Here is a 20,962-nt window from a genome sequence, read left to right as displayed (position 1 = left end):
CCTGAAAATACAAGAGGTATTATGAAGCAATTATTTGGCAAGGCCGTCACCGCCCGTCGATTTCGTCTCTCGCTGCTGGCCGCCGGGCTCTTCAGTCTGAGCGTTAACACCTTTGCCGCCGGCGTCACCGTGGGCGGGGCCAACTTTACCGAAAGCTCCATTCTCGCCAACATCTACGCCAGCGCGCTAAAGAAAAATCATATTGAGGCCAACACCCGTCTCAACCTCGGCAACCGGGAAATTATTATTCCGGCGCTGCAGAGCGGTGAGATCGATATCGTTCCGGAATATCTTGGCGCCCTGCTCAATTTCTATAACGGCAAAACCGAGGCCACCAGCCAGCAGGACGTCAGCGCAGAGCTGGCCCAGGCCCTGCCCGCCGATTTCACCCTGCTGAACCCGGCCCCGGCCACCTCGATCACCGCCTGGGCGGTACGTGCCGAGACCGCGGATAAATACCATCTGCGCACCCTCTCCGACCTGAAGCCCGTCGCCCCGCAGCTGGTGATCGGCGGACCGCCGGAGCTGGCGGTACGTGCCCTGGGCCTGCCGGGGCTGAAGCGCGTCTATGGTCTTGAGTTCAAAGCGGTGAAATCGCTGGACATGGGTGGGCCGCTCACCCGGCTGGCGCTCAATTCGGGCAAAATCGACGTCGCGACGGTCGTCTCCACCCAGGGCAATCTGGCGAAGGAGAAATGGGTGGTCCTCGAGGATGATAAACATGAACAACCGAGTCAGAACGTGGTGCCGCTGGTGCGCAAAGCCAGTCTGACGCCGGAGATAGGCGCCGTGCTCAATGAGGTTTCCGGCAAGCTGGACAATGCCACGCTGATTGCCCTCAACCAGCAGGTAGATCTCCAGCATAAAGATCCGGCGGCCGTCGCCGAACAGTGGGTTAATGCCAACCTATCCCAACACTGACCGTCACCCCGCCACGGATGGCGTTCAGCCGCGAGTCTACGCTATGTCTAACCGACACATGATCCTGAACCTCTTCTTTTATAACCCACAGGGGGATTACCGTTTCTCCTGGCGCCACCCTGACGCGCCTGAAGCGGACATATTTACCCTCGACTATTACGCCAGCCTGGCGCGTAAGGCCGAAGCGGCGACCCTGGACGCTATCTTTGTCGCCGACCATATCGCGGTGTGGGATACGGTGCCCAGCGGCCTGAGCCACTATGCCAACGCCCGGCTTGAACCCCTGACGCTGCTCTCCGCCCTCGCCGCGGTAACGGAGCATATCGGCCTGATGGCCACCGCGTCGACCTCCTATAACGAACCCTATAATCTCGCCCGTTACTTTGCCTCGCTGGATTTCCTCAGCAATGGCCGGGCAAGCTGGAATGTGGTGACGTCGTGGCTGGAAGAAGAAGCGGCAAACTTCGGTCTGGAGCAGCTTCCCCGCCACGGCACCCGCTACCAGCGGGCCAATGAATTCATCGACGTGGTCACTCGCCTGTGGGATTCCTGGGAAGATGGCGCGGCAATCTTTGATAAAGCGCGCGGAGTCTTCGCCGATGCCGACAAGGTGCATCACCTCGACTATCAGGGCGAGTACTTCCGTGTCCGCGGCCCGCTCAACGTACCTCGCCCGCCGCAGGGCCATCCGCTGCTGGTGCAGGCCGGCTCTTCGGAGGCGGGAAAAGCGCTGGCCGCCGCCTGGTCTGATATGCACTTCGTGTTTATTCATTCGGTCGCCGAAGGGCTGGCCTATCGCGAAGAGATGAACCAGCGGCTGCGCCAGCACGGGCGCGATCCAGCCCATTTCAAAATCATCGCCGGGGTCCTGCCGGTGGTGGTGAACGCCGGCGAGGAGAAGGCGGCCCGCCAGCAGCTTAACGAGCAGCTCATGAGCGACCAGATGGCTATCGATCTGCTCTCCTCTTATCTTCGAATGGATCTCAGCGCCCTGCCGCGGGACCAACCTCTGCCGCCGCTCCCCAATGAAGAGAGCTTTGACGGCATCCGTACCGCGCTGAAGCTTATCCGCCAGTACGATCCGCAGCTCACTCTGCTGGAGTTGGGGAAGTTGTTATTACAGAGTTCTGATAGCTGGCTGCTGCTGGGCAGCGCCGAGGAGATTGCCGCCACCTTAACGGAGACCTGGCAGGCAGGCGCCGCCGATGGGTTCAACCTGATGTTCCCGCTGCTGCCGGGAGACTTTGACCGCTTTATTGACCAGGTGGTGCCGCTTCTGCAGCGTAACGGCGTCATGCGCGACCGCTATCCGCCCGGCACCCTGCGTGAAAAGCTCGGTCTGCCGGCGGTGGAAAACCGCTTCACCGCCCCGCCCCGTCCCGCGTTACCGCCGACGCCGTAGCTTGCCATGGCCCGCCCCGGGGCAGATCGCTGGCCGGGGCATTTTACCTACAGCTGACTGACCCCCAGCGCCGCGGCCTCATCCCGCCACGCCAGCAGCGGAGCATAGGCCTCCCGCGACATATCGCTATAGCCGCAGATCAGCAAGGCGTCGCACAGGGGACGATAGCGCGCATCGCTCACCAGCTGCTGGAGCGCCTCGCGCAGGCTGTTCAGCGTCGCCGCCGGGGTGGCGCCGGCGGTGATCAGCGGCAGCCCTGGCGCGGCCGGGCTCCAGCCGATCGCCGCCAGGCCTGCCAGGGCCTCCGGCTGATGGCGCTGCAGCAGAGCGTAGGTCACGCAGTCGATGGCGGCGATATCGGCGTTTTCCTGCTGCAGCTCGCGCAGCGACTGCCGATGGCTGCCGCTGAACACCACCGCCGAAAAAAATCGCCCCTGCCGGGAGAGCGGCGCGACCATTTTGCGCAGCACGTTGTAGCCAGACTGCGAGTGCTCGGCATTGCACACCGCGCGGCGGCCAAAAAAGTCCGCCAGCATCCGGTGACTATCCGCTTCGCGGACCACCAGCAGGCTGCGGTAGCGGCGCCCCTCGCAACCGGGCGCGGCGTAGTGGAAGCAGCCCACCGTCTGCACCTCCGGCAGCTGGGTCACCAGCGGATAGCCACAGGTCTGGCTCAGCACCAGCCTCGGCTGGCGCCAGTGGGCCAGCAGATCCTCGGGATCGGCCGCCGGAGGGTCCCCCGCCACCCTCACGCCGCGTTCAGCCAGCAGCGACTGCACCGCCAGCCACAGGGCCTGGGTCTGTTGTCGGTGGATGGCATACATGGGAAAGGTCATACGTTCAGCCATGTTCTCCTCCCGCCTGCGCCTGTTCGCCAAAGCCTGGATGGGCGTTCACCGCCACCGCCCGGCGGCTAAAATGGCGTCGCCACTCACCGTACCCGCGCACCAGGAACCCCTGATTACGCTGCAGATAAGCCGTCTGGCGATGCAGATACAGCCGACGTAAAGCGTACCAGGGGACCCCTGGCAGGTCATGATGTACCGCATGGTAGTTGAGATTGAGGAACAGCACCCGCCAGGGGAGCCCGGCCTCGTTGATCACCGAGCGGGCCAGCGGGTCATCCGCGGCCCGGTGTTCGAGAAAAGAGCGCACTTTGGTCAGGGCCAGCGCCGGGTAGCTCACCGCCAGCACAAACCACAGCGGGGAAAAACCCTGCGCCGCCATCCAGGCCAGCAGACCCGTCAACAGAAACAGATGCAGGCTCCACATGGCGATGGCGCGGCGGTCGCCCGCGCGGAAAGCCCGCAGCGCGCTACGCAGGGTGTGAACGATATCCATCAGCGGCGCCAGCAGCAGACGCCCCCAGAAGGTATTGCGCAGGTGGATAAGACGGCGCTGCCAGGCAGAGAAGCGCTGCCAGCTTTCCGCCGTCACATAGTACGACTCGGGGTCGTCCTCGGGGTGCGTCAGCAGATGGTTGCGATGGTGCGCCAGATGGCTGTCGCGGTAGACGCCGTAGGGATACCAGACCGCCAGCGGCAGCGTCCCCAGCAGCTGGTTGAACCATGCCAGCCGGGTGGGATGCCCATGGATCAGCTCATGCTGTAAGGACATATACCAGGCGGTAAACCAGATTAGCAGCAGCGTGGCCGGAAACAGTCCCAGCGTCCGCCAGCTCGTCACACAGGCAAACCAGCCGCCGTAAACCGTCACAATCAGCAGCCAGGTCGGCAGCTCGCTGCGCCACAGCCAGCTGCGCGCCAGCTGGCGGATCAGGATGCGCTGTTGCTCATCCACATAGACAGCCGTCTTCTTTTCCTTCACTTCCCATACCTTGCCGTGTTGCCTCATTTCCTCCGAAGATGTGAGATAACACGTTAAATAACAAAGTATTTAATTTACTTAGCTTTGCCAAAAAGCGCGTTTGCGTTCCGCATGAATCAGAGAATGCCGTCGATGGCGCAACGGGTCGATGGCGTGCAAATAGCGTGGGATTCTGACAGCCGTGGTATGAGTTAAGGGGAGACGTTCGCTGCAACCACCATCCGGTTAAGATGGCCCATCGCCCGGCGGCGCTAAGCTTGCCGGGCCTACGGGATGAACGTCGATCCCCGGTCACTGCAGGCCGGTGTTAGCGCAGCGCCGCCCGGCAATCCACCGCAGGCAACGTACCCCCTTTCTTGCCCGCTGGGGGCTGGCGCCTTATCCGCCTTCGCGCCGGCGTGGCCGGCGGAGCGGCGCAGAGACTACTCCTCTTCCCGCTCCGCTGGGGTCCAGGTCGGCAGGGTCCGGAAGGTGTGCAACAGCCCTTCCGACCACGCCTTGCGGATGCGGTTGAAGTAGGGATCGCTGTCGGTGATGCGATGCTGCCCGGCGCTGCTCAGGCTGCCGCTGCGGTAGAGCAGCGTATCCAGCGGCAGACCGACGGACAGATTACTGCGCAGCGTCGAGTCAATGGAGATCAACGCGCAGCACATCGCCTGCTCCAGCGGCGTATCGATGGTCAGCACCCGATCGATGATCGGCTTGCCGTATTTGCTTTCGCCAATCTGGAAATAAGGCGTGTCGCGGGTGGCTTCAATAAAGTTACCCTCCGGATAAATATGGAACAGACGATGGGTTTCACCGGCGATCTGGCCGCCAAGCAGCAGGTTGCAGTTGAAGTTGGTGTTACTGCAGTTTTGCTGGTTGCTGCTGTCGCGCTGGATCACCTCCAGCAGCGTTTTCCCGATCAGCATGGCGGCGTCGTAGAGGGAAGTTACCTGCATCAGGTTCGGCTCCTGCTGGGTACGGATCCGCGCGCTGAGCAGGCTTATCACGCTCTGGGTGGTGGCCAGGTTGCCGGCGGATTGCAGCACCAGCACCCGTTCCCCTTCCTGATGGAAAACGTGCAGCTTTTTAAAAGTGGCAATATGGTCGACGCCCGCGTTGGTGCGGGAGTCGGAAGCAAACACCAGTCCATCCGCCAGGCACATGGCCACACAGTAGGTCATTGCGGTTATTCCCGTATTATTGCTGCTGCGCCTGCTGGCTGTGTTCGCGCACTTCAGCGTTGGTTAACATAATCTCCCCGCCGCCGCCCAACCGGGTGCCCCGTACCGGGCAGGCGTCGAGATAATCCAGCCCGGTCGCCAGCCGCAGATGCTGATTCAGACGACGGGTATTATTGGTGATATCAAACGACAGCCAGCGGCCGTCGAGCCACACTTCCGCCCAGGCATGCATCGCCACATGCTGGGCGTTATCGCTGTAGACATAGCCGCTGACGTAGCGCGCCGGGATGTCCAGCGCCCGGCAGCAGGCGAGAAAAACATGGGTATGATCCTGGCACACACCCTTCGCCCGGGCGAAGGCGTCGGCAGCGGAGTCCTGCACCTGGGTCGCGCCGGGGGAGTATGGCATTCTTAACAGCAGATCCGCCATCAGTTGATTCAAACTCTCTTCCGCCGCATCGGGACGATAGAGGCGCTGGGCAAACTCGCGGATCGCCGTATCGGCGCGGGTCAGCGGCGTAGAGCGCAGAAAAACCAGCGGCGACAGCAGCTCGGCCTCTTCATCACGCGTCTCTTCCCCCTCGTCGGCGATATCGACAATCCCGCTGGCGCGGATGGTGATCTCTTTGTGCGGGTTATCCAGCGTCAGCACATGCAGCACATTGCCCCAGCCGTCGGTAGTAGTCACCGCCGCGCCGTCCGGCAGGGTCAGCGTCCAGGCGGTGATGGTCTGCCGTCCGGTGCTGCGCGGCGTCAGGCGCAGATACTGGGTGGAAAACTTCACTTCTTCATCGTAGCCGTAGCGGGTGAGATGATCGATGACCAGTTTCATAAGGCCTCCAGATAGGTTTGTCTGATGCTGTCGGACAGGGCGTTAATTCTCGCCAGCAGTCCGTTAAGCGTGGTCTGCAGGTCCGCCTGCGCCAGGTCGTCACGGGTGCTGAAGCGCAGGTCAACGTTGAGCTGATGGGCGAGGCGCAGCGGCTGATAGGAGCGATCGTTGGCGATCTTCTCCAGTTCGCCCACCAGGTCGGCAATGCTGGCGCGCAGCGAACGTGGAATATCGTTACGCAGGATCAGCAGCTCCATCACCGTTTCGCGACTGACCGGCTGGCGGTAGAGGCTGTTGTATGCTTCGCGGGCGCTGACCGCATTGAGCAGGGTATCCAGCCGGTAGTATTCGCGCACCGGGTCCGGATCGTTGGTCAGCTGTTGATCCTTAATCAGCAGCAGCTGGGTGGTGGCGAACGCACGCTCGATCAGCGTGCCGATACCGATAAAGCTCAGGGCATCGTTGCGCAGCAGCGTGCCAATCACCGCCCCGCGAAACAGATGCACCCGCTCTTTCACCCACTCGAAAAAGCCGTCGCTCCCCAGCTCGCCCAGCCCCTGCTGGCGGAGGGTTCGCAGCTCGATGCGGGTGGCATTGATGCTCTCCCACACTTCGGCCGACAGACTGCCGCGCACCGCGTGCGCGTTGTTCCACGCCATCTCCACGCAGCTGTAAATACTGCAGGGGTTGTTGCCATCGAGGGCAAAAAAGTTGAGCAGATTGCTCATGGTAAAGCGGGCGTGGCGCGCCTGAAACAGCTCGTGGGTCATCGACAAATTCAGCGGCAGCGCCAGATCCCGCGACTGCTGACTGTGGCGTGGGATCATTGATAATTTCCAGGTCACGTCCAGCACCCGGGCGTAGCTCTCCGCCCGCTCAAGATAGCGGGCCATCCAGAACAGTTCACTCGCCGTACGACTTAGCATGATGCGTCATCCTCCATCACCCAGGTATCCTTGGTTCCGCCGCCCTGCGACGAGTTGACCACCAGCGACCCTTCGGTCAGCGCCACGCGGGTCAGGCCGCCAGGCACCAGCCGCATCTCCTGCCCGGACAGTACGTAGGGGCGTAAATCGATATGCCGCGGCGACAGCCCTTCATCAACGAAGGTCGGGCAGGTCGACAGCGCGAGGGTGTCCTGGGCGATATAGTTGGCCGGATTGGCCAGCAGGCGCTGGCGGAAGGCCTCCCGCTCTTCTTTGGTGGAACGCGGGCCGACCAGCATGCCGTAGCCCCCGGCGCCATGGACCTCCTTGACCACCATCAGCTCCAGATTGCTCAGCACGTAGCGCAGGTCCTCCGCTTTCCGGCACTGCCAGGTGGGGATATTGCTGAGGATCGGCTGTTCGCCGAGGTAAAAGCGGATCATCTCCGGGACGTACGGGTAGATCGATTTGTCGTCGGCCACCCCGGTGCCGATGGCGTTGGCCAGCACCACGCCGCCGGCGCGATAAACGGACAGCAGCCCCGGTACGCCGAGCATCGAATCGGCGCGGAAGGCCAGCGGGTCGAGCCAGGCGTCATCGATGCGGCGATAAATCACATCCACCCGCCGCGGCCCCTCGGTGGTGCGCATATACACCGCGCCGTTTTTAATAAACAGGTCGGCGCTTTCCACCAGCTCGACCCCCATCTGCTGCGCCAGGAAGCTGTGCTCGAAGTAGGCGCTGTTAAAGCGACCCGGCGTCATCACCACGACGCAGGGATCATCCACCAGCGAACTTTCGCGCAGGGTCTGCAGGAGGTAGCTCGGGTAGCGCTCCACCGGCGCAATGTGATGCTGCTCGAACATCTCCGGATAGAGGCGCATCATCATCTTACGGTTTTCGAGCATGTAGGAGACACCGGACGGCGTGCGCAGATTATCCTCCAGCACGTAGTACTGTCCGTCGTTATTGCGCACCATATCGACGCCGGTGATATGGGCATAGGTGTTGTTTGGCAGGTTGATGCCCTGCATGCACGGCTGATACTGCTCGTTGGCCAGCACCTGTTCGGCCGGGATCAGCCCCGCACGCAGGATATTCTGCTCATGATAGATGTCATAGAGGAAAGCGTTCAGCGCTTTCACCCGCTGGCGTATACCGCGGTCAATGCGCTGCCACTCCCCGGCGGGGATGATCCGCGGCACGCTGTCAAACGGGATCAGCCGCTCGGTCCCTTCATCCTCGCCGTAAACGTTAAAAGTGATGCCGATACGGTGAAAGAGCAGTTCCGCTTGCGCTTTTTTCTGCCGGATAGAGAATTGATCGGTGTTGCGAAACCATTGCCACCAGGCATTATAGTGCGGCCGCTGTTCACCCTGGGCGGTCAGCATCTCGTCATAATAATGCCCGTCAGGAAGCGTTATTTTTATCATGGCCGTCTCCTCCGGTTGTACTCACTTTGTGGTAATCCCGGTAAGAGATAAGCATTAATTATGCCAGGTCATCCGCCGCCGCGGCGTTGTGCAAATCGGTTCTGACCCGCCGTCTGATTGTGCAAAAAATCGCCACAATGGCCGCCTGCGCCCGGCTGCGGTTGCACCGTCGTGAGGCAGGGCGACGATTTTTGCGCCATGGTGGACGCCAGCGCCGTCAGCCAGTGTGCCGCAGGCCGGGCCTCACAACCCTTCTCGATCCGCTGGTATTCGCCTCCAGCGCGCCGTGGCCAGTGGCCCGGGCGCGTTGGCTTGTCTGTAAGACTAATCGCTTTGCCGGCAGTTGTAGCAGAAAACCAGGCAGGTAAATCCTCTGTTTTCGCGCAAAATGTTACCCCTGACACGCGCAGCGGCAGATATTCGTCTAAGGTTTTTGGATGGCCAAACGTCGTGGCCCGCAGTCGATAATGATAAGGAGAACTCCCCATGACGAGTACTGATGCACATCGTCCCGCTGCTTTGCCCTGTTCCCTGCGCCTGGCGATCGGCGGCGCCCTGCTCGCCCTGATGAGCCTGAATGTCCAGGCGGAAGACGGCAAAACCGCGCCGCCACCCTCGCCGGATATTCTGCTGGGCCCGTTGTTCAATGATGTCCAGAGCGCGAAGCTCTTTGCCGATCAAAAAACCTTCGCCGACGCGATCCCTAACAGCGATCCGCTGATGATCCTTGCCGATTACCGGATGCAAAAAAACCAGGCCAGCTTCGACCTGCGCCACTTCGTCGAGCTGAACTTCACGCTGCCGAAAGAGAACGACACCTATGTGCCGCCCAAAGGGCAAACCCTGCGTCAGCATATCGACGGCCTGTGGCCGGTCCTGACCCGCAGCACCGTCGAGGTGGAAAAGTGGGACTCGCTGCTGCCGCTGCCTAAGCCCTACGTGGTCCCCGGAGGACGCTTTCGCGAAGTCTATTACTGGGACAGCTATTTCACCATGCTGGGTCTTGCCGAAAGCGGTCACTGGGATAAAGTCGAAGATATGGTCGCCAACTTCGCCGCGGAAATTGACACCTGGGGCCATATCCCCAACGGAAACCGCACCTATTACCTCAGCCGTTCACAGCCCCCCTTCTTCTCCTTTATGGTAAGCCTGCTGGCGACGCACGATGGCGACCAGGTGCTGAAAACCTACCAGCCGCAGCTGGAGAAAGAGTATCGCTACTGGATGGCCGGGGCGGACGCGCTGGCTCCCGGCAGCGCCGACAAACGGGCGGTGCGGATGGCCGATGGCGCGCTGCTCAACCGCTACTGGGACGATAACGACACCCCACGCCCCGAGTCCTGGCTTGACGACGTCAAAACCGCCAAAAGCAACCCGAATCGTCCGGCCACCGAGATCTATCGCGACCTGCGCTCCGCCGCCGCTTCCGGCTGGGATTTCAGCTCCCGCTGGATGGACAATCCGCAGCAGCTCGCCACCATTCGCACCACCTCGATTGTCCCGGTCGATCTCAATGCCCTGATGTTCCATCTGGAGAAAACCCTCGCCCGCGCCAGTAAAGCTGCGGGGGACAGCGCCGGCGCTACGCGGTACGATGCGCTGGCCAACACCCGCCAGCAGGCTATCGAGAAATACCTGTGGAATGAAAAAGAGGGGTGGTACGCCGATTACGATCTGAAAAGCCACAAGGTGCGCAATCAGTTGACCGCCGCGGCGCTGTTCCCGCTGTACGTCAATGCCGCGTCACGCGAGCGGGCGACGAAAGTGGCGGCCGCCGCCGAGTCACGGCTGCTCAAACCCGGCGGGCTGACCACCACCACCGTCAACAGCGGCCAGCAGTGGGACGCCCCCAACGGCTGGGCGCCGCTGCAGTGGGTGGCCGTCGAGGGGCTGCAAAACTATGGCCAGCAGAAGATCGCCATGGAGGTCAGCTGGCGTTTCCTGACCAACGTGCAGCATACCTATGACAGCAAACAAAAGCTGGTGGAGAAGTATGATGTGAGTTCAACCGGCACCGGCGGCGGCGGTGGGGAATATCCACTGCAGGACGGTTTTGGCTGGACCAACGGCGTCACCCTTAAGATGCTGGACCTGATCTGCCCGCAGGAGAAACCCTGCGATGCGCTGCCCGCCACCCGTCCGGCGACAACGCCTTCATTACAGGACAAACCCGCCGCTAACGACCCCGCCCCTGCGGCACCGCAAAAGACCGGCTCCTGACGCTGTTCCGCTTCCCCCTACCAAAATCGGTAGGGGTGAAGCGGTCTCCCTGGTCACGCCCCTCCCGCGCAGGGCCATTCTGCGGCTCGCGGGAAACACCTCTCCACCCCCTCGCGCTGAACAGGTCACCTTTTCGCTTGATTGCACAAATACAAACAATAATAATTCGCATTACTTTTTAACGAATAATGACAGATTCGTTTTTCCCGCGGCGGCGTACAGGAGTACCAGACCGCGCTGGTTCAGGATGATCTTATGAACGTGGCTATTTCTCGAAAACGCCCGAGGCTGCTGTACGCCCTCGCGGTCGCACTTCCCTTCACCGCGCAGGCCGAAGAGACGGTGGTGGTGACGGCCAGCCCGCCGGCGTCTGCCAGCGCGCCGACTGAAGGCTATAGCGCCAGCACCTCGCTCGGGGCGACGAAAACCGACCAGCCGTTAATCACCACCGCCCAGTCGGTGTCGGTTGTCACCCGCCAGCAGATGGCGGATCAGGGGGCGAATACCATCAGCCAGGCGCTGGAATATACCCCAGGGGTCTACTCCAGCTTCGGCGGCGGCGCCACCCGGTTTGACGCCATCTCCCTGCGCGGCTACCACGGCGGCGACGTCGATAACCTGTTCCTCGACGGCATGCGCCTGATGAGCGACGGCGGCAGCCATAACGTTGTGCAGATCGACCCATGGTTTATCGAACGCGTCGATGTGATCCGCGGCCCTTCCTCCGCGCTCTACGGGCAAAGCGTGCCGGGCGGCGTGGTCAACCTGACCTCCAAGCGCCCGCAGTTCAGTCAGCAGGGCCACGTCCGCCTGACTGGCGGAACGCAAAATACCAAAGGTGCGGCCTTCGATTACACCGACGCCATCAATGAGCAGTGGGCATGGCGGCTGATCGGTATGACCCGCAGCAGCGACACGCAGTATGACCATACCCGCGAAGAGCGCTACGCCATTTCGCCTTCCCTGCTGTGGCAGCCGGACAGCGACACCTCGCTGCTGCTGCGCGCCTATCTGCAAAAAGATCCTTCCGGCGGCTATCATGGCTCTTTGCCGCTGGACGGCACCCGCTTCGCGCACAATGGCCGTAAGCTCTCCACCAGCACCAACGAGGGCGATCCGGGAGATGGCTATCAGCGCCGTCAGCAGATCTACAGCTATGAGTTTGACCACCAGTTCACCGACGTCTGGTCGGTCTATTCCGCCGGGAGCTACACCCACACCAACGTCTCCCTCGATCAGGTCTACCAGGTCGGCTGGATAGATGACAGCGATAGTCTGGCCCGCGGCTACAGCGGCTCGCGCGGTTCGCTGGACGGCTGGTCAACCGATAACCGCCTGCGCGCCGATTTCAACACTGGCGATCTGGCGCATACCCTGATCCTCGGCGCCGAATATCATCGCTTCCGCAACGATCTGTGGACCGGCGCCGGCGGCGCGGCGCCGCTTAACCCGTTTACCGGCTATACCGCCCAGACCGGGCATACCGTGACCTACAGCGATGACAATAATCGCCGCTACTACCAGACCGGGCTGTATCTGCAGGATGAGATGGTCTGGGACCGCTGGCATATGGATGTTTCCGCCCGCTATGACCGCATCGTTTCCCAGCAGGTCAGCGACACCCAGGGCACCTCGAACCGCCGTTCAGACGATCATATCAGCGGCCGCGCCTCGCTGTTGTACGCTCTGGACAACGGGCTTTCACCCTATCTGAGCTACAGTCAGGCGATTACGCCGGCGATGCTGCCCGGCGCGGATGGCAAACCGTTGAAACCGACCACCGCCGAACAGTTTGAAGCCGGCCTGAAGTTCCAGCCGCCGGGCAGAAGCGACCTCTATAGCATCGCGATTTACGACCTGACGCAAAAGGATGTCGCCACCCGCGACCCGAACATCGCCACCGCCACCTATATTCCTGCGGGGAAAGTGCATTCCCAGGGCGTCGAACTGGAAGCGCACCATCAGATCACGCCGCAGCTGAGCACTATCGCCTCGTATACCTGGAATCGTCTGCGCTTCCAGGACACTAAGGACGGTACCGACAACAACACGCCGCAGCTGACCCCGGATCAGATGGCCTCCTTCTGGGCGCGCTATCAGTTCCCGGCGGGGATCTCGGTGGGCGCCGGCGTCCGCTACATCGGCAAACAGTGGGCGGATGATGCCAACACCGCGCGGCTGCCGTCGGTGACGTTGATGGATGCCATGATGCGGGCCGACCTCGGCGTCTGGTCGCCGGGGCTGAAAGGCGCTTATGTGCAGGTTAACGCCAACAATATCGGCAATCGTGAATACGTTTCCGGCTGCTACGGCACCGGCAACTGCTACTGGGGAGCAGAGCGCAGCGTGATGGCTACCGTCGGCTACGACTTTTAACTGACAGCGTAAAGATAAGCCTCCGCCCGTGACGGCGGAGGCTTTCGTTAACAGGTGACGTCACGCTTTGATGGCTAATATTGACTTAAAGATGCCAAGCCATTATTTCACTTGCCCCCTGTGATGAGAGGACTTAATATGCTGGCGAAAACAGGTTAGGACGCTCACAAGGAATAAAAGTGAACCCTTTCGTTAGCTATCTCGCCAATTTACATCCGTTATCATTTATGGGTTACCATATATCATCCACCACAGTGATATATATTCTGGTAAATATAATTATTGCGAAAACCCGCGCCACTGAAAAAAGCATGCCTGTTCCGCTCCCCTATTCCCTGTCTCCCTCTTTTTTAGCCTGGCTGCATAATAGCGCCACCAGCGTCATTCAGCTGGCCATGTTCAGGCTGTTAAGAAAAAACTATGTCACCCTTATCCCTTCGGCGGAGGATATTCAGCTTTGCGCTAATCAGCAGTACGCAGAATGCAAAATGACCTGTGTGGAAAAAATACTGTTTGACCATTTCGCTACGCCAAAATCCAGTTACCAGGATCTGCCGCTTTCTCTGCACGTCGCCGAAAAGAACCACTGGACCACCGATCCTTACAGCCAAGGGCTACGGCTCAGCCCGACGCACCACATGTGGAATATGATATTGATTGCCGCGCCCTCCCTGCTATTAATCGCCGCGCTCGCCTGGAAAACGCTTTTTGATAATCAGGCGATAATTCACTCCAGCGTATTCAGCTGGCTGACAATGGGGATGATTTCCGGCCTGTGGTGGCTGTGGCTGTTATGCATCACCTTAAATGCCACCCGGCTGGACCGGGAAGGGATCGCCGTTAATATCTTTCATCACTATATTGATACCCTGAAGGAGACGCTTATTGCTGACGCAGACACCCTGACCGATGAAAACGCCGATTATTGCGTGGCGATCGGTAAAACCGCCCTGCTTCCCGAAAGATTTGGTGAATATGTAAAAATCATCAACCTTATTAAGTATCCCTTTTGTCTGCAGAGGCTGGATTAACGAGGGGATGGTATGTGGCATTTTATGATGCATCTGCATCCACTGCTGTTTCTCGGCGGTTTTATGCTTATCGTCCCGGGTATCTATATTGCTATCGGTATAATGATTATCCTGACGCGGCCAGCGGCTCAGCCCCAGCCGCACGCGATGGAGGTTAGCCCCTGGCTGCTGGCCTGGCTGACCGGAGAAGGGACCCGGGTGATTCAGCTGGCAATGTTCAGCTTACTCAGTAATAAGCATCTGTGGAGCCCGGAGCCCGGGCAGGTTTTGGCCAACGGACGCTATGCAAACCACGAAATGAACGTCATTGAAAGCATACTATTTGACCATTTTGCGGTGCGAAAGCCGTGTCATGAAGATCTGCCCTGCAGCCTGAGTATTGCCGGACGTAACCTCTGGCAGGAACAGATAGCAAGCGCGGGTTTAGCCTTAAGTCCGCTGCGCCGCGGATGGAATATGCTGGCCATCAGCATCCCTTCGATCGCCCTCTGCGTTATCGTTGTCAGTAAGACCGTTATCTGGCTCGACCTCACCGCTTACAGCATCTTCAGTTGCCTGCTCATGCCCACGGGTTGCGTTCTGTGGGGCGGATTATGGACAGAGGCCATTTGCAAAACCATTCGTCTCGATATCAACGGCATTTCGCATCATGACGCCCATGCCTGCATCAATGCGTTACAAAAAGCGTTAGCGCATAAAGGCGCTCAGGAGGATGACGCGACGGCCATGCTCTGCGTGGCGGTAAACGGCGTGGAATCGCTTCCCGAGCGCTACCGGGAATATAAAGCGTTAATAGCGCCGATTAGCGTTATCACGTCGCTGCGTACCGAGGATTAGGACCCCGCCAGACCGGCGGGGCGAAGGTAAGGCTACATGGCATCCAGCGCTTTCTGCAGCTTCCAGATATAGCGCGGCGCCTGCGGAGCCGGGTGTTTTTTCACCACATGCTCGAAGAACTCATCGGCGTCGAGATCGTTAATATCCTCGATGGCGTCCTGCCGGTTTGACGAGAAGGTGCGCAGCAGCGCGCCCGCGCCGTTGGCGTAGGAGACCACCACCGCATAGCGCATCACCTGCGGGTCTTTGATCCCCGCCAGCGGGCCGTTTTCCAGAATGCTCAGATAGGCGGCCCCCATCGAGATATTCCGTTCCGGGTTTTTCAGCTCGCTGACCGACGGCTCGCCGCGCCAGCCCATTCGCCGATAGACATCGCGTCCGGAGGTCGACGGCTTAAGCTGCATCAGCCCGACGGCGCCGGATTTACTCACTACCGCAGGGTTACCGCCCGACTCGATGGCGATGATCGCCGTGATCAGCTGCGGATCCACGCCCCAGGCGGCGCCGGCTTTTTCACTGATCGGCATCCACTGCATCGCCCGCTTCACCGGGACCTCGGGGTTCCACGGCGGATTGGTGTAATCATGTTTCGAACTACAACCGGCCAGAAAAACGACTAAAATAAGCAACCATCTCAATTTCACACATCTATCCTTATCTACCCAAACGCCATCATGCTGCAGAACGACGGCAGCGGTACGTCCCCCGCCCGCCGACAGCCAGAAGGATGACGGGTGCGGACTGAAGTTAGCCACCTGGAGATGACAATCGCCATTCCAGGCGGCATCATAACCCTTTCATTCATAGCAAGGAATTATCATGTCTCAGTTTTATCTGGTCGCGCCATCCGGTTATTGCATCAACCAGCAGGCGGCGGCCCGCGGCGTCGAGCGTCTGCAGCAGGCCGGACACGAGGTGGCCCACCAGCAGGTCATTCCCCGCCGGCTGCAGCGTTTCGCCGGGACTGAACATGAACGGCTGGCCGATATTAACCAGCTTGCCCAGCTGCCCGGGCGCAACCGGATCGTCCTCGCGGTGCGCGGCGGCTACGGCGCCAGTCGTCTGCTGCCGCATATCGACTGGCAGGGGCTGATTGCCCGCCAGCAGCGCGACCCGCTGCTGATTTGCGGCCACAGCGATTTCACCGCCATCCAGTCGGGCCTGCTGGCCCTGGGCAATGTCGTCACCTTCAGCGGGCCGATGCTCGCGGGCAACTTCGGCGCGGAGACCCTCGATCCGTTTACCGAACACCATTTCTGGCAGGCGCTGCGCCAGCCGGAATTCACCCTCGAATGGCCGGGCGAAGGGCCGAACTGCCGGGTGGAAGGCACCCTGTGGGGCGGGAATCTGGCGATGCTGACCTCGCTTATCGGCACCCCGTGGCTGCCGGCGATCCGCGACGGCATCCTGGTGGTGGAGGATATCAATGAGCACCCGTTCCGCGTCGAACGCATGCTGCTTCAGCTATTGCACAGCGGCGTACTGGCGGCGCAAAAGGCGGTGATCTTCGGCAGCTTCACCGGCGGCACGCCGAACGACTATGACGCGGGTTACGACCTGCCGCAGGTCTTTGATTACCTGCGCCAGCAGCTCTCTGTTCCGATGATTAGCGGACTGGAGTTTGGTCACGAGCAGCGCACGGTGACCCTGCCGCTGGGGGCGCGCGCGCGGCTGGTGAATCAGGCGGCGGCCACCACCCTGACAATCAGCGGCCACCCGGTGCTGGCAGAATAAATTTGTCAGACGCATAGGCGGATCCCCTGCGAATTGTTAAAATAGTGTCACTTTTAGCCATTTTTTCACGCCAGTCAGGGAGTACGTGAACATTGGACGCCGCTGCGGTCATTAGTCTGTTTATTCTGGGTTCTGTTTTAGTAACCTGCAGTATCTTATTGAGCTCCTTTTCTTCTCGCCTTGGCATCCCGATTCTGGTCATCTTTCTGGCTATCGGGATGCTGGCAGGCATTGACGGCATCGGCGGCATCCCCTTCGACAACTACCCCTTCGCCTACATGGTGAGTAACCTGGCGCTGGCGGTGATCCTGCTGGACGGCGGGATGCGCACCCAGGCCAGCTCCTTTCGCGTCGCGCTGTGGCCGGCGCTGTCGCTGGCGACAGTCGGGGTGCTGATCACTTCGGCGCTCACCGGGATGATGGCGGCCTGGCTGTTCAAACTGGATATGATCGAAGGCCTGCTGATCGGCGCCATTGTCGGCTCCACCGACGCCGCAGCGGTCTTCTCGCTGCTCGGCGGCAAGGGGCTCAACGAGCGCGTCGGCTCGACGCTGGAAATTGAGTCAGGCAGTAACGACCCGATGGCGGTTTTCCTGACCATCACCCTGATCGAAATGATCCAGCAGCACCAGACCGGCCTCAGCTGGATGTTCGCCGTGCATATCATTCAGCAGTTTGGCCTCGGGATCGCCATCGGCCTCGGCGGCGGCTACCTGCTGCTGCAGATGATCAACCGCATCGTGCTGCCCGCCGGGCTCTATCCGCTGCTGGCGCTGAGCGGCGGGATCATGATTTTCGCCGTCACCACCACCCTCGACGGCAGCGGTATCCTCGCCGTCTATCTCTGCGGCTTTTTGCTGGGCAATCGGCCGATCCGCAACCGGCACGGTATCCTGCAGAACTTCGACGGTCTGGCGTGGCTGGCGCAAATCGCCATGTTCCTGGTGCTGGGCCTGCTGGTGACGCCCTCCGACCTGCTGCCGATCGCTATTCCGGCGCTGCTGCTGTCGATGTGGATGATTTTCATTGCCCGTCCGCTGTCGGTGTTTGCCGGTCTGCTGCCGTTCCGCGGGTTTAACCTCCGTGAACGGGTGTTTATCAGCTGGGTTGGCCTGCGCGGCGCGGTGCCGATTATTCTCGCGGTGTTCCCGATGATGGCCGGCCTGGACAACGCCCGCCTGTTCTTCAATGTCGCCTTCTTCGTGGTGCTGGTGTCGCTGCTGCTGCAGGGCACCTCGCTATCGTGGGCGGCGAAAAAAGCCAAAGTGGTGGTGCCGCCCATCAGCTGGCCCATCTCCCGCGTCGGGCTGGATATTCACCCGGAAAACCCGTGGGAGCAGTTCGTCTACCAGCTGGGGGCCGATAAATGGTGCATCGGCGCGGCGCTGCGTGACCTGCATATGCCGCCGGAGACGCGGATTGCCGCGCTGTTTCGCAACAATGCCCTGCTGCACCCCACCGGCAGCACCCGCCTGCGGGAAGGCGATATCCTGTGCGTCATTGGCCGGGAACACGACCTGCCTGCGCTGGGCAAAATGTTCAGCCAGTCGCCGCCGGTGGCGCTCGATCAGCGCTTTTTCGGCGACTTTATCCTTGATGCCGAGGCCCGCTTCGCCGATGTGGCGCAAATCTACGGCATCGACGGCGGAGAGGAGTTCCGCGAACATCAGCAGTCGCTGGGGGAAGTGGTTCAGCAGCTGCTGGGCGCCGCGCCGGTGGTGGGCGACCAGGTAGAGTTCGCCGGGATGGTGTGGACAGTAGCGGAAAAAGAGAACGATCACGTGCTGAAGGTAGGGGTCCGGGTCGCGGAAGACGAGGCGGAGTGATCCGCCCCGGAATACGTTACAGGGTCACAACCGGCACCCGCGGCGCCAGGGCGCACATCAGCTCATAGCCGACGGTGCCGCAGCTGGCCGCCACGTCGTCGATTTTAATCTCTTTGCCCCACAGTTCGACCGGCGCGCCAATCCCGGCCTGCGGACAGGGGGTTAAATCGACCGCCAGCATATCCATCGACACGCGCCCGACGGTGGTGGTCCGCACGCCGTCCACCAGCACCGGCGTGCCGCTCGGCGCCACCCGCGGATAGCCGTCGGCATAGCCGCAGGCGACGATGCCGATCCGCTGCTCCTGGGTGGTGCTATACAGGCCGCCATAGCCGATCGCCTCGCCGGGGCGCAGGTTCTGCACGGCGATGATTTCGCTGCGCAGGGCCATCACCGGCTTCAGGCCGGTGTTCGCGATATCCTGCCACTGCCCGGAGGGCGACGCGCCATACAGCACGATGCCCGGTCGAACCCAGTCAAAATGCGCTTCCGGATGCCAGAGGGTCGCCGCCGAGTTGGCCAGCGAGCGCGGGCAATCCAGCCCCTCCGCCGCTTGTTCAATACGGCGCATCGGCTCGACAATCCCCTGCGGGTTCTCCGCCTCCGCGAAGTGCGACATCAGCGTCATCTCGCCGACGTTGCTTATCGCCCGCAGCTGCTGCCAGACGGTATGCACCCGCTCCGGCATAAAGCCCAGCCGGTTCATGCCGCTGTTCACCTTGAGATAGATATCCAGCGGCGCGCGCAGCTTCGCCTGCTGCAGCGCCTTAATCTGCCAGTTGCTGTGAACGCTGGTGGTTAAGCGATATTGATCCAGCACCGCCAGCTCATCGGCATGGAAGAAGCCCTCCAGCAGCAGGATCGGACCTTTCCAGCCCTGCTCGCGCAGCAGGATCGCCTCTTCCAGGTTGAGCAAGGCGAAACCATCCGCCGCGCTCAACGCACTCCATACCCGCGCCACGCCATGGCCATAAGCATTAGCTTTGACCACCGCCCACAGGCGCGACCCGGGGGCCGCGCGACGCACTATCTGTAAATTCTGCCGCAAGGCCAGCAGGTCGATGCTGGCCACTACCGGACGGGTCATGCAAGCTCCTTAGTTGTGTGCGCCATGCAGATGCTGCGGACGCGCCGGGGTGAACCCGGGGCTGTAGCGGGCGACCGCCAGATCGTCGTAAGGGATCGCCGGCGTGCGGCCGGAGATCAAATCGCTGATAAGCTGCCCTGAGCCGCAGGCCATGGTCCAGCCGAGGGTACCGTGACCGGTGTTGAGCCACAGGTTTTTAAACGCCGTGCGCCCGACCACCGGCGTGCCGTCCGGCGTCATCGGCCGCAGGCCGGTCCAGAAGGTGGCCTGCTCAACGTGGCCGCCGCGCGGGAACAGGTCGCGCACCACCATTTCCAGAGTTTCCCGACGCGGCTGCAGCAGCGCTTTGTTAAAACCGACGATCTCGGCCATACCGCCGACGCGAATGCGCTGATCGAAACGGGTGATGGCGATTTTATACGTCTCATCAAGGATAGTGGAAACCGGCGCGCCGTCTTCCTGGGCAATCGGGATGGTTAACGAATAGCCTTTCAGCGGGTAGACCGGAATATCCACCAGTCCCTTGAGCATCGCCGTCGAGTAGGAGCCGAAGGCCATCACATAGGCGTCGCCTTTGATAATCTCATCGCCGCATTTCACCCCGGCAATGTGATCGCCCTCCTGCAGCAGGGCGTCCACCGGGGTATTGAAGCGGAAGGTGACCCCGGCCTGTTCCGCCATCGCCGCCAGACGGGTGGTAAACAGCTGGCAGTCGCCGGTTTCATCGTTTGGCAGACGCAGGCCGCCGGTCAGTTTGTGGCTGACCTCCGCCAGCGCGGGCTCCACTTCCGCCAGCCGCTTCGCCTCCAGCAGCTGATACGGCACGCCGGCGTCCTCCAGCACCGCGATGTCGCGGGTGGCGTTTTCATACTGTTTGGCGGTACGGAACAGCTGCAGCGTCCCGCCCTGACGCCCTTCATACTGAATGCCGGTGGTGTCGCGCAGCGCCTTCAGGCAGTCGCGGCTGTACTCCGCCAGGCGCACCATCCGGCCTTTGTTCTCCATATAGTGGCGGGTGTCGCAGTTGCGCAGCATCTGCCACATCCACTTCAGCTGGAACGACGTGCCGTCAAGGCCGATCGCCAGCGGCGCATGGCGCTGGAACATCCATTTTATCGCCTTCAGCGGCACCCCCGGCGCCGCCCAGGGCGCCGCATAGCCGGGAGAAATCTGCCCGGCGTTAGCCGCGCTGGTCTCCTCTGCCGGACCGGGCTGACGGTCGATAACCGTCACCTCATGACCCGCCTGACTCAAATACCACGCGCTGGCTACCCCAACCACCCCACTTCCCAGTATGACGACACGCATAGCGACTCCGTAACAGTTAAAGAACAATCATCT

The 20,962-nt window shown here is 61.1% G+C and carries 17 protein-coding genes; 8 read left to right on the top strand and 9 right to left on the bottom strand.

The window, feature by feature from the left end; all coding sequences use genetic code 11:
* Positions 1-21 precede the first annotated feature (21 nt).
* On the top strand, positions 22-921 hold the full coding sequence (locus ACOI6Z_RS03340) for an ABC transporter substrate-binding protein (protein WP_065812656.1): 900 nt from the start codon (positions 22-24) through the stop codon (positions 919-921).
* On the top strand, positions 899-2,323 hold the full coding sequence (locus ACOI6Z_RS03335; protein WP_309297080.1) for an LLM class flavin-dependent oxidoreductase: 1,425 nt from the start codon (positions 899-901) through the stop codon (positions 2,321-2,323). The genes ACOI6Z_RS03340 and ACOI6Z_RS03335 overlap by 23 nt, the downstream gene beginning before the upstream one ends.
* A gap of 47 nt (positions 2,324-2,370) precedes the next feature.
* Here the strand turns inward: ACOI6Z_RS03335 and ACOI6Z_RS03330 are convergent, their stop codons facing one another.
* The 6 genes from ACOI6Z_RS03330 to ACOI6Z_RS03305 form a co-directional block, all read right to left on the bottom strand.
* Positions 2,371-3,171: a phosphate/phosphite/phosphonate ABC transporter substrate-binding protein gene (locus tag ACOI6Z_RS03330; protein ID WP_064154409.1), complete on the bottom strand. Its 801-nt coding sequence runs from the start codon at positions 3,169-3,171 to the stop codon at positions 2,371-2,373.
* Positions 3,164-4,150: a fatty acid desaturase gene (locus ACOI6Z_RS03325; protein WP_074186617.1), complete on the bottom strand. Its 987-nt coding sequence runs from the start codon at positions 4,148-4,150 to the stop codon at positions 3,164-3,166. Before ACOI6Z_RS03325 ends, ACOI6Z_RS03330 begins: the two co-directional genes overlap by 8 nt.
* 422 nt (positions 4,151-4,572) lie before the next feature.
* On the bottom strand, positions 4,573-5,319 hold the full coding sequence (locus ACOI6Z_RS03320) for a proteasome-type protease (protein ID WP_032453343.1): 747 nt from the start codon (positions 5,317-5,319) through the stop codon (positions 4,573-4,575).
* Between the two features lie 16 nt (positions 5,320-5,335).
* On the bottom strand, positions 5,336-6,151 hold the full coding sequence (locus ACOI6Z_RS03315; RefSeq protein WP_032453344.1) for a transglutaminase family protein: 816 nt from the start codon (positions 6,149-6,151) through the stop codon (positions 5,336-5,338).
* Entirely contained in the window at positions 6,148-7,077 is a 930-nt protein-coding gene (locus tag ACOI6Z_RS03310; protein WP_002910835.1) for an alpha-E domain-containing protein, read from the bottom strand. The genes ACOI6Z_RS03315 and ACOI6Z_RS03310 overlap by 4 nt, the downstream gene beginning before the upstream one ends.
* Complete coding sequence (locus tag ACOI6Z_RS03305; protein ID WP_004180417.1) at positions 7,071-8,510, bottom strand: circularly permuted type 2 ATP-grasp protein; 1,440 nt, start codon at positions 8,508-8,510, stop codon at positions 7,071-7,073. The genes ACOI6Z_RS03310 and ACOI6Z_RS03305 overlap by 7 nt, the downstream gene beginning before the upstream one ends.
* 486 nt (positions 8,511-8,996) lie before the next feature.
* Between ACOI6Z_RS03305 and ACOI6Z_RS03300 the strand changes: the two genes are divergently transcribed.
* The 4 genes from ACOI6Z_RS03300 to ACOI6Z_RS03285 all read left to right on the top strand — a co-directional run bounded on the left by ACOI6Z_RS03300 (position 8,997) and on the right by ACOI6Z_RS03285 (position 14,974).
* The gene (locus ACOI6Z_RS03300; protein ID WP_023290200.1) at positions 8,997-10,730 is read left to right on the top strand and encodes an alpha,alpha-trehalase; all 1,734 of its coding nucleotides are present in this window, start codon (positions 8,997-8,999) and stop codon (positions 10,728-10,730) included.
* Between the two features lie 255 nt (positions 10,731-10,985).
* On the top strand, positions 10,986-13,106 hold the full coding sequence (locus tag ACOI6Z_RS03295) for a TonB-dependent siderophore receptor (protein ID WP_420686940.1): 2,121 nt from the start codon (positions 10,986-10,988) through the stop codon (positions 13,104-13,106).
* A gap of 311 nt (positions 13,107-13,417) precedes the next feature.
* Entirely contained in the window at positions 13,418-14,137 is a 720-nt protein-coding gene (locus ACOI6Z_RS03290; protein ID WP_224222698.1) for a hypothetical protein, read from the top strand.
* Between the two features lie 12 nt (positions 14,138-14,149).
* A complete protein-coding gene (locus ACOI6Z_RS03285; RefSeq protein ID WP_044523943.1) occupies positions 14,150-14,974 on the top strand; it encodes a hypothetical protein in 825 nt (274 codons plus the stop codon).
* Positions 14,975-15,006: 32 nt separating this feature from the next.
* Here the strand turns inward: ACOI6Z_RS03285 and emtA are convergent, their stop codons facing one another.
* Positions 15,007-15,618, bottom strand: a complete 612-nt coding sequence (gene emtA, locus ACOI6Z_RS03280; RefSeq protein WP_044523945.1) for a membrane-bound lytic murein transglycosylase EmtA — start codon at positions 15,616-15,618, stop codon at positions 15,007-15,009.
* A gap of 175 nt (positions 15,619-15,793) precedes the next feature.
* Here emtA and ldcA point away from each other — a divergent pair, with 175 nt between their 5' ends.
* On the top strand, positions 15,794-16,708 hold the full coding sequence (ldcA, locus tag ACOI6Z_RS03275; RefSeq protein WP_044523947.1) for a muramoyltetrapeptide carboxypeptidase: 915 nt from the start codon (positions 15,794-15,796) through the stop codon (positions 16,706-16,708).
* A gap of 92 nt (positions 16,709-16,800) precedes the next feature.
* Entirely contained in the window at positions 16,801-18,534 is a 1,734-nt protein-coding gene (locus tag ACOI6Z_RS03270; protein ID WP_087827134.1) for a potassium/proton antiporter, read from the top strand.
* 16 nt (positions 18,535-18,550) lie between these two features.
* Here ACOI6Z_RS03270 and dadX read toward each other — a convergent pair whose 3' ends face one another.
* Together dadX and ACOI6Z_RS03260 are read right to left on the bottom strand one after the other, a co-directional pair.
* Positions 18,551-19,621, bottom strand: coding sequence for a catabolic alanine racemase DadX (dadX, locus tag ACOI6Z_RS03265; protein WP_420686935.1), 1,071 nt, complete (start codon positions 19,619-19,621; stop codon positions 18,551-18,553).
* A 9-nt stretch (positions 19,622-19,630) separates the two neighbouring features.
* Positions 19,631-20,929: a D-amino acid dehydrogenase gene (locus tag ACOI6Z_RS03260; protein WP_218799153.1), complete on the bottom strand. Its 1,299-nt coding sequence runs from the start codon at positions 20,927-20,929 to the stop codon at positions 19,631-19,633.
* Positions 20,930-20,962 lie beyond the last annotated feature (33 nt).

The sequence above is a fragment of the Klebsiella sp. C239 genome, from assembly GCF_048822715.1.
In the GTDB taxonomy this organism is placed as follows: domain Bacteria; phylum Pseudomonadota; class Gammaproteobacteria; order Enterobacterales; family Enterobacteriaceae; genus Klebsiella; species Klebsiella quasipneumoniae.
Note: the sequence above shows the minus strand (reverse complement) of the source record. Positions and strands in the feature narration are given on the sequence as shown.

What these genes read in the sequence shown, in the direction of transcription:
- ACOI6Z_RS03285 (WP_044523943.1), top strand. Translation starts at nt 14,150, where the DNA reads ATGTGGCATTTTATGATGCATCTGCATCCACTGCTGTTTCTCGGCGGT.
- ldcA (WP_044523947.1), top strand. Translation starts at nt 15,794, where the DNA reads ATGTCTCAGTTTTATCTGGTCGCGCCATCCGGTTATTGCATCAACCAG.
- ACOI6Z_RS03330 (WP_064154409.1), bottom strand. Translation starts at nt 3,171, where the DNA reads ATGGCTGAACGTATGACCTTTCCCATGTATGCCATCCACCGACAACAG.
- dadX (WP_420686935.1), bottom strand. Translation starts at nt 19,621, where the DNA reads ATGACCCGTCCGGTAGTGGCCAGCATCGACCTGCTGGCCTTGCGGCAG.
- ACOI6Z_RS03310 (WP_002910835.1), bottom strand. Translation starts at nt 7,077, where the DNA reads ATGCTAAGTCGTACGGCGAGTGAACTGTTCTGGATGGCCCGCTATCTT.
- ACOI6Z_RS03305 (WP_004180417.1), bottom strand. Translation starts at nt 8,510, where the DNA reads ATGATAAAAATAACGCTTCCTGACGGGCATTATTATGACGAGATGCTG.
- ACOI6Z_RS03340 (WP_065812656.1), top strand. Translation starts at nt 22, where the DNA reads ATGAAGCAATTATTTGGCAAGGCCGTCACCGCCCGTCGATTTCGTCTC.
- ACOI6Z_RS03290 (WP_224222698.1), top strand. Translation starts at nt 13,418, where the DNA reads ATGCCTGTTCCGCTCCCCTATTCCCTGTCTCCCTCTTTTTTAGCCTGG.
- ACOI6Z_RS03320 (WP_032453343.1), bottom strand. Translation starts at nt 5,319, where the DNA reads ATGACCTACTGTGTGGCCATGTGCCTGGCGGATGGACTGGTGTTTGCT.
- ACOI6Z_RS03260 (WP_218799153.1), bottom strand. Translation starts at nt 20,929, where the DNA reads ATGCGTGTCGTCATACTGGGAAGTGGGGTGGTTGGGGTAGCCAGCGCG.
- ACOI6Z_RS03300 (WP_023290200.1), top strand. Translation starts at nt 8,997, where the DNA reads ATGACGAGTACTGATGCACATCGTCCCGCTGCTTTGCCCTGTTCCCTG.
- ACOI6Z_RS03315 (WP_032453344.1), bottom strand. Translation starts at nt 6,151, where the DNA reads ATGAAACTGGTCATCGATCATCTCACCCGCTACGGCTACGATGAAGAA.
- ACOI6Z_RS03335 (WP_309297080.1), top strand. Translation starts at nt 899, where the DNA reads ATGCCAACCTATCCCAACACTGACCGTCACCCCGCCACGGATGGCGTT.
- ACOI6Z_RS03295 (WP_420686940.1), top strand. Translation starts at nt 10,986, where the DNA reads ATGAACGTGGCTATTTCTCGAAAACGCCCGAGGCTGCTGTACGCCCTC.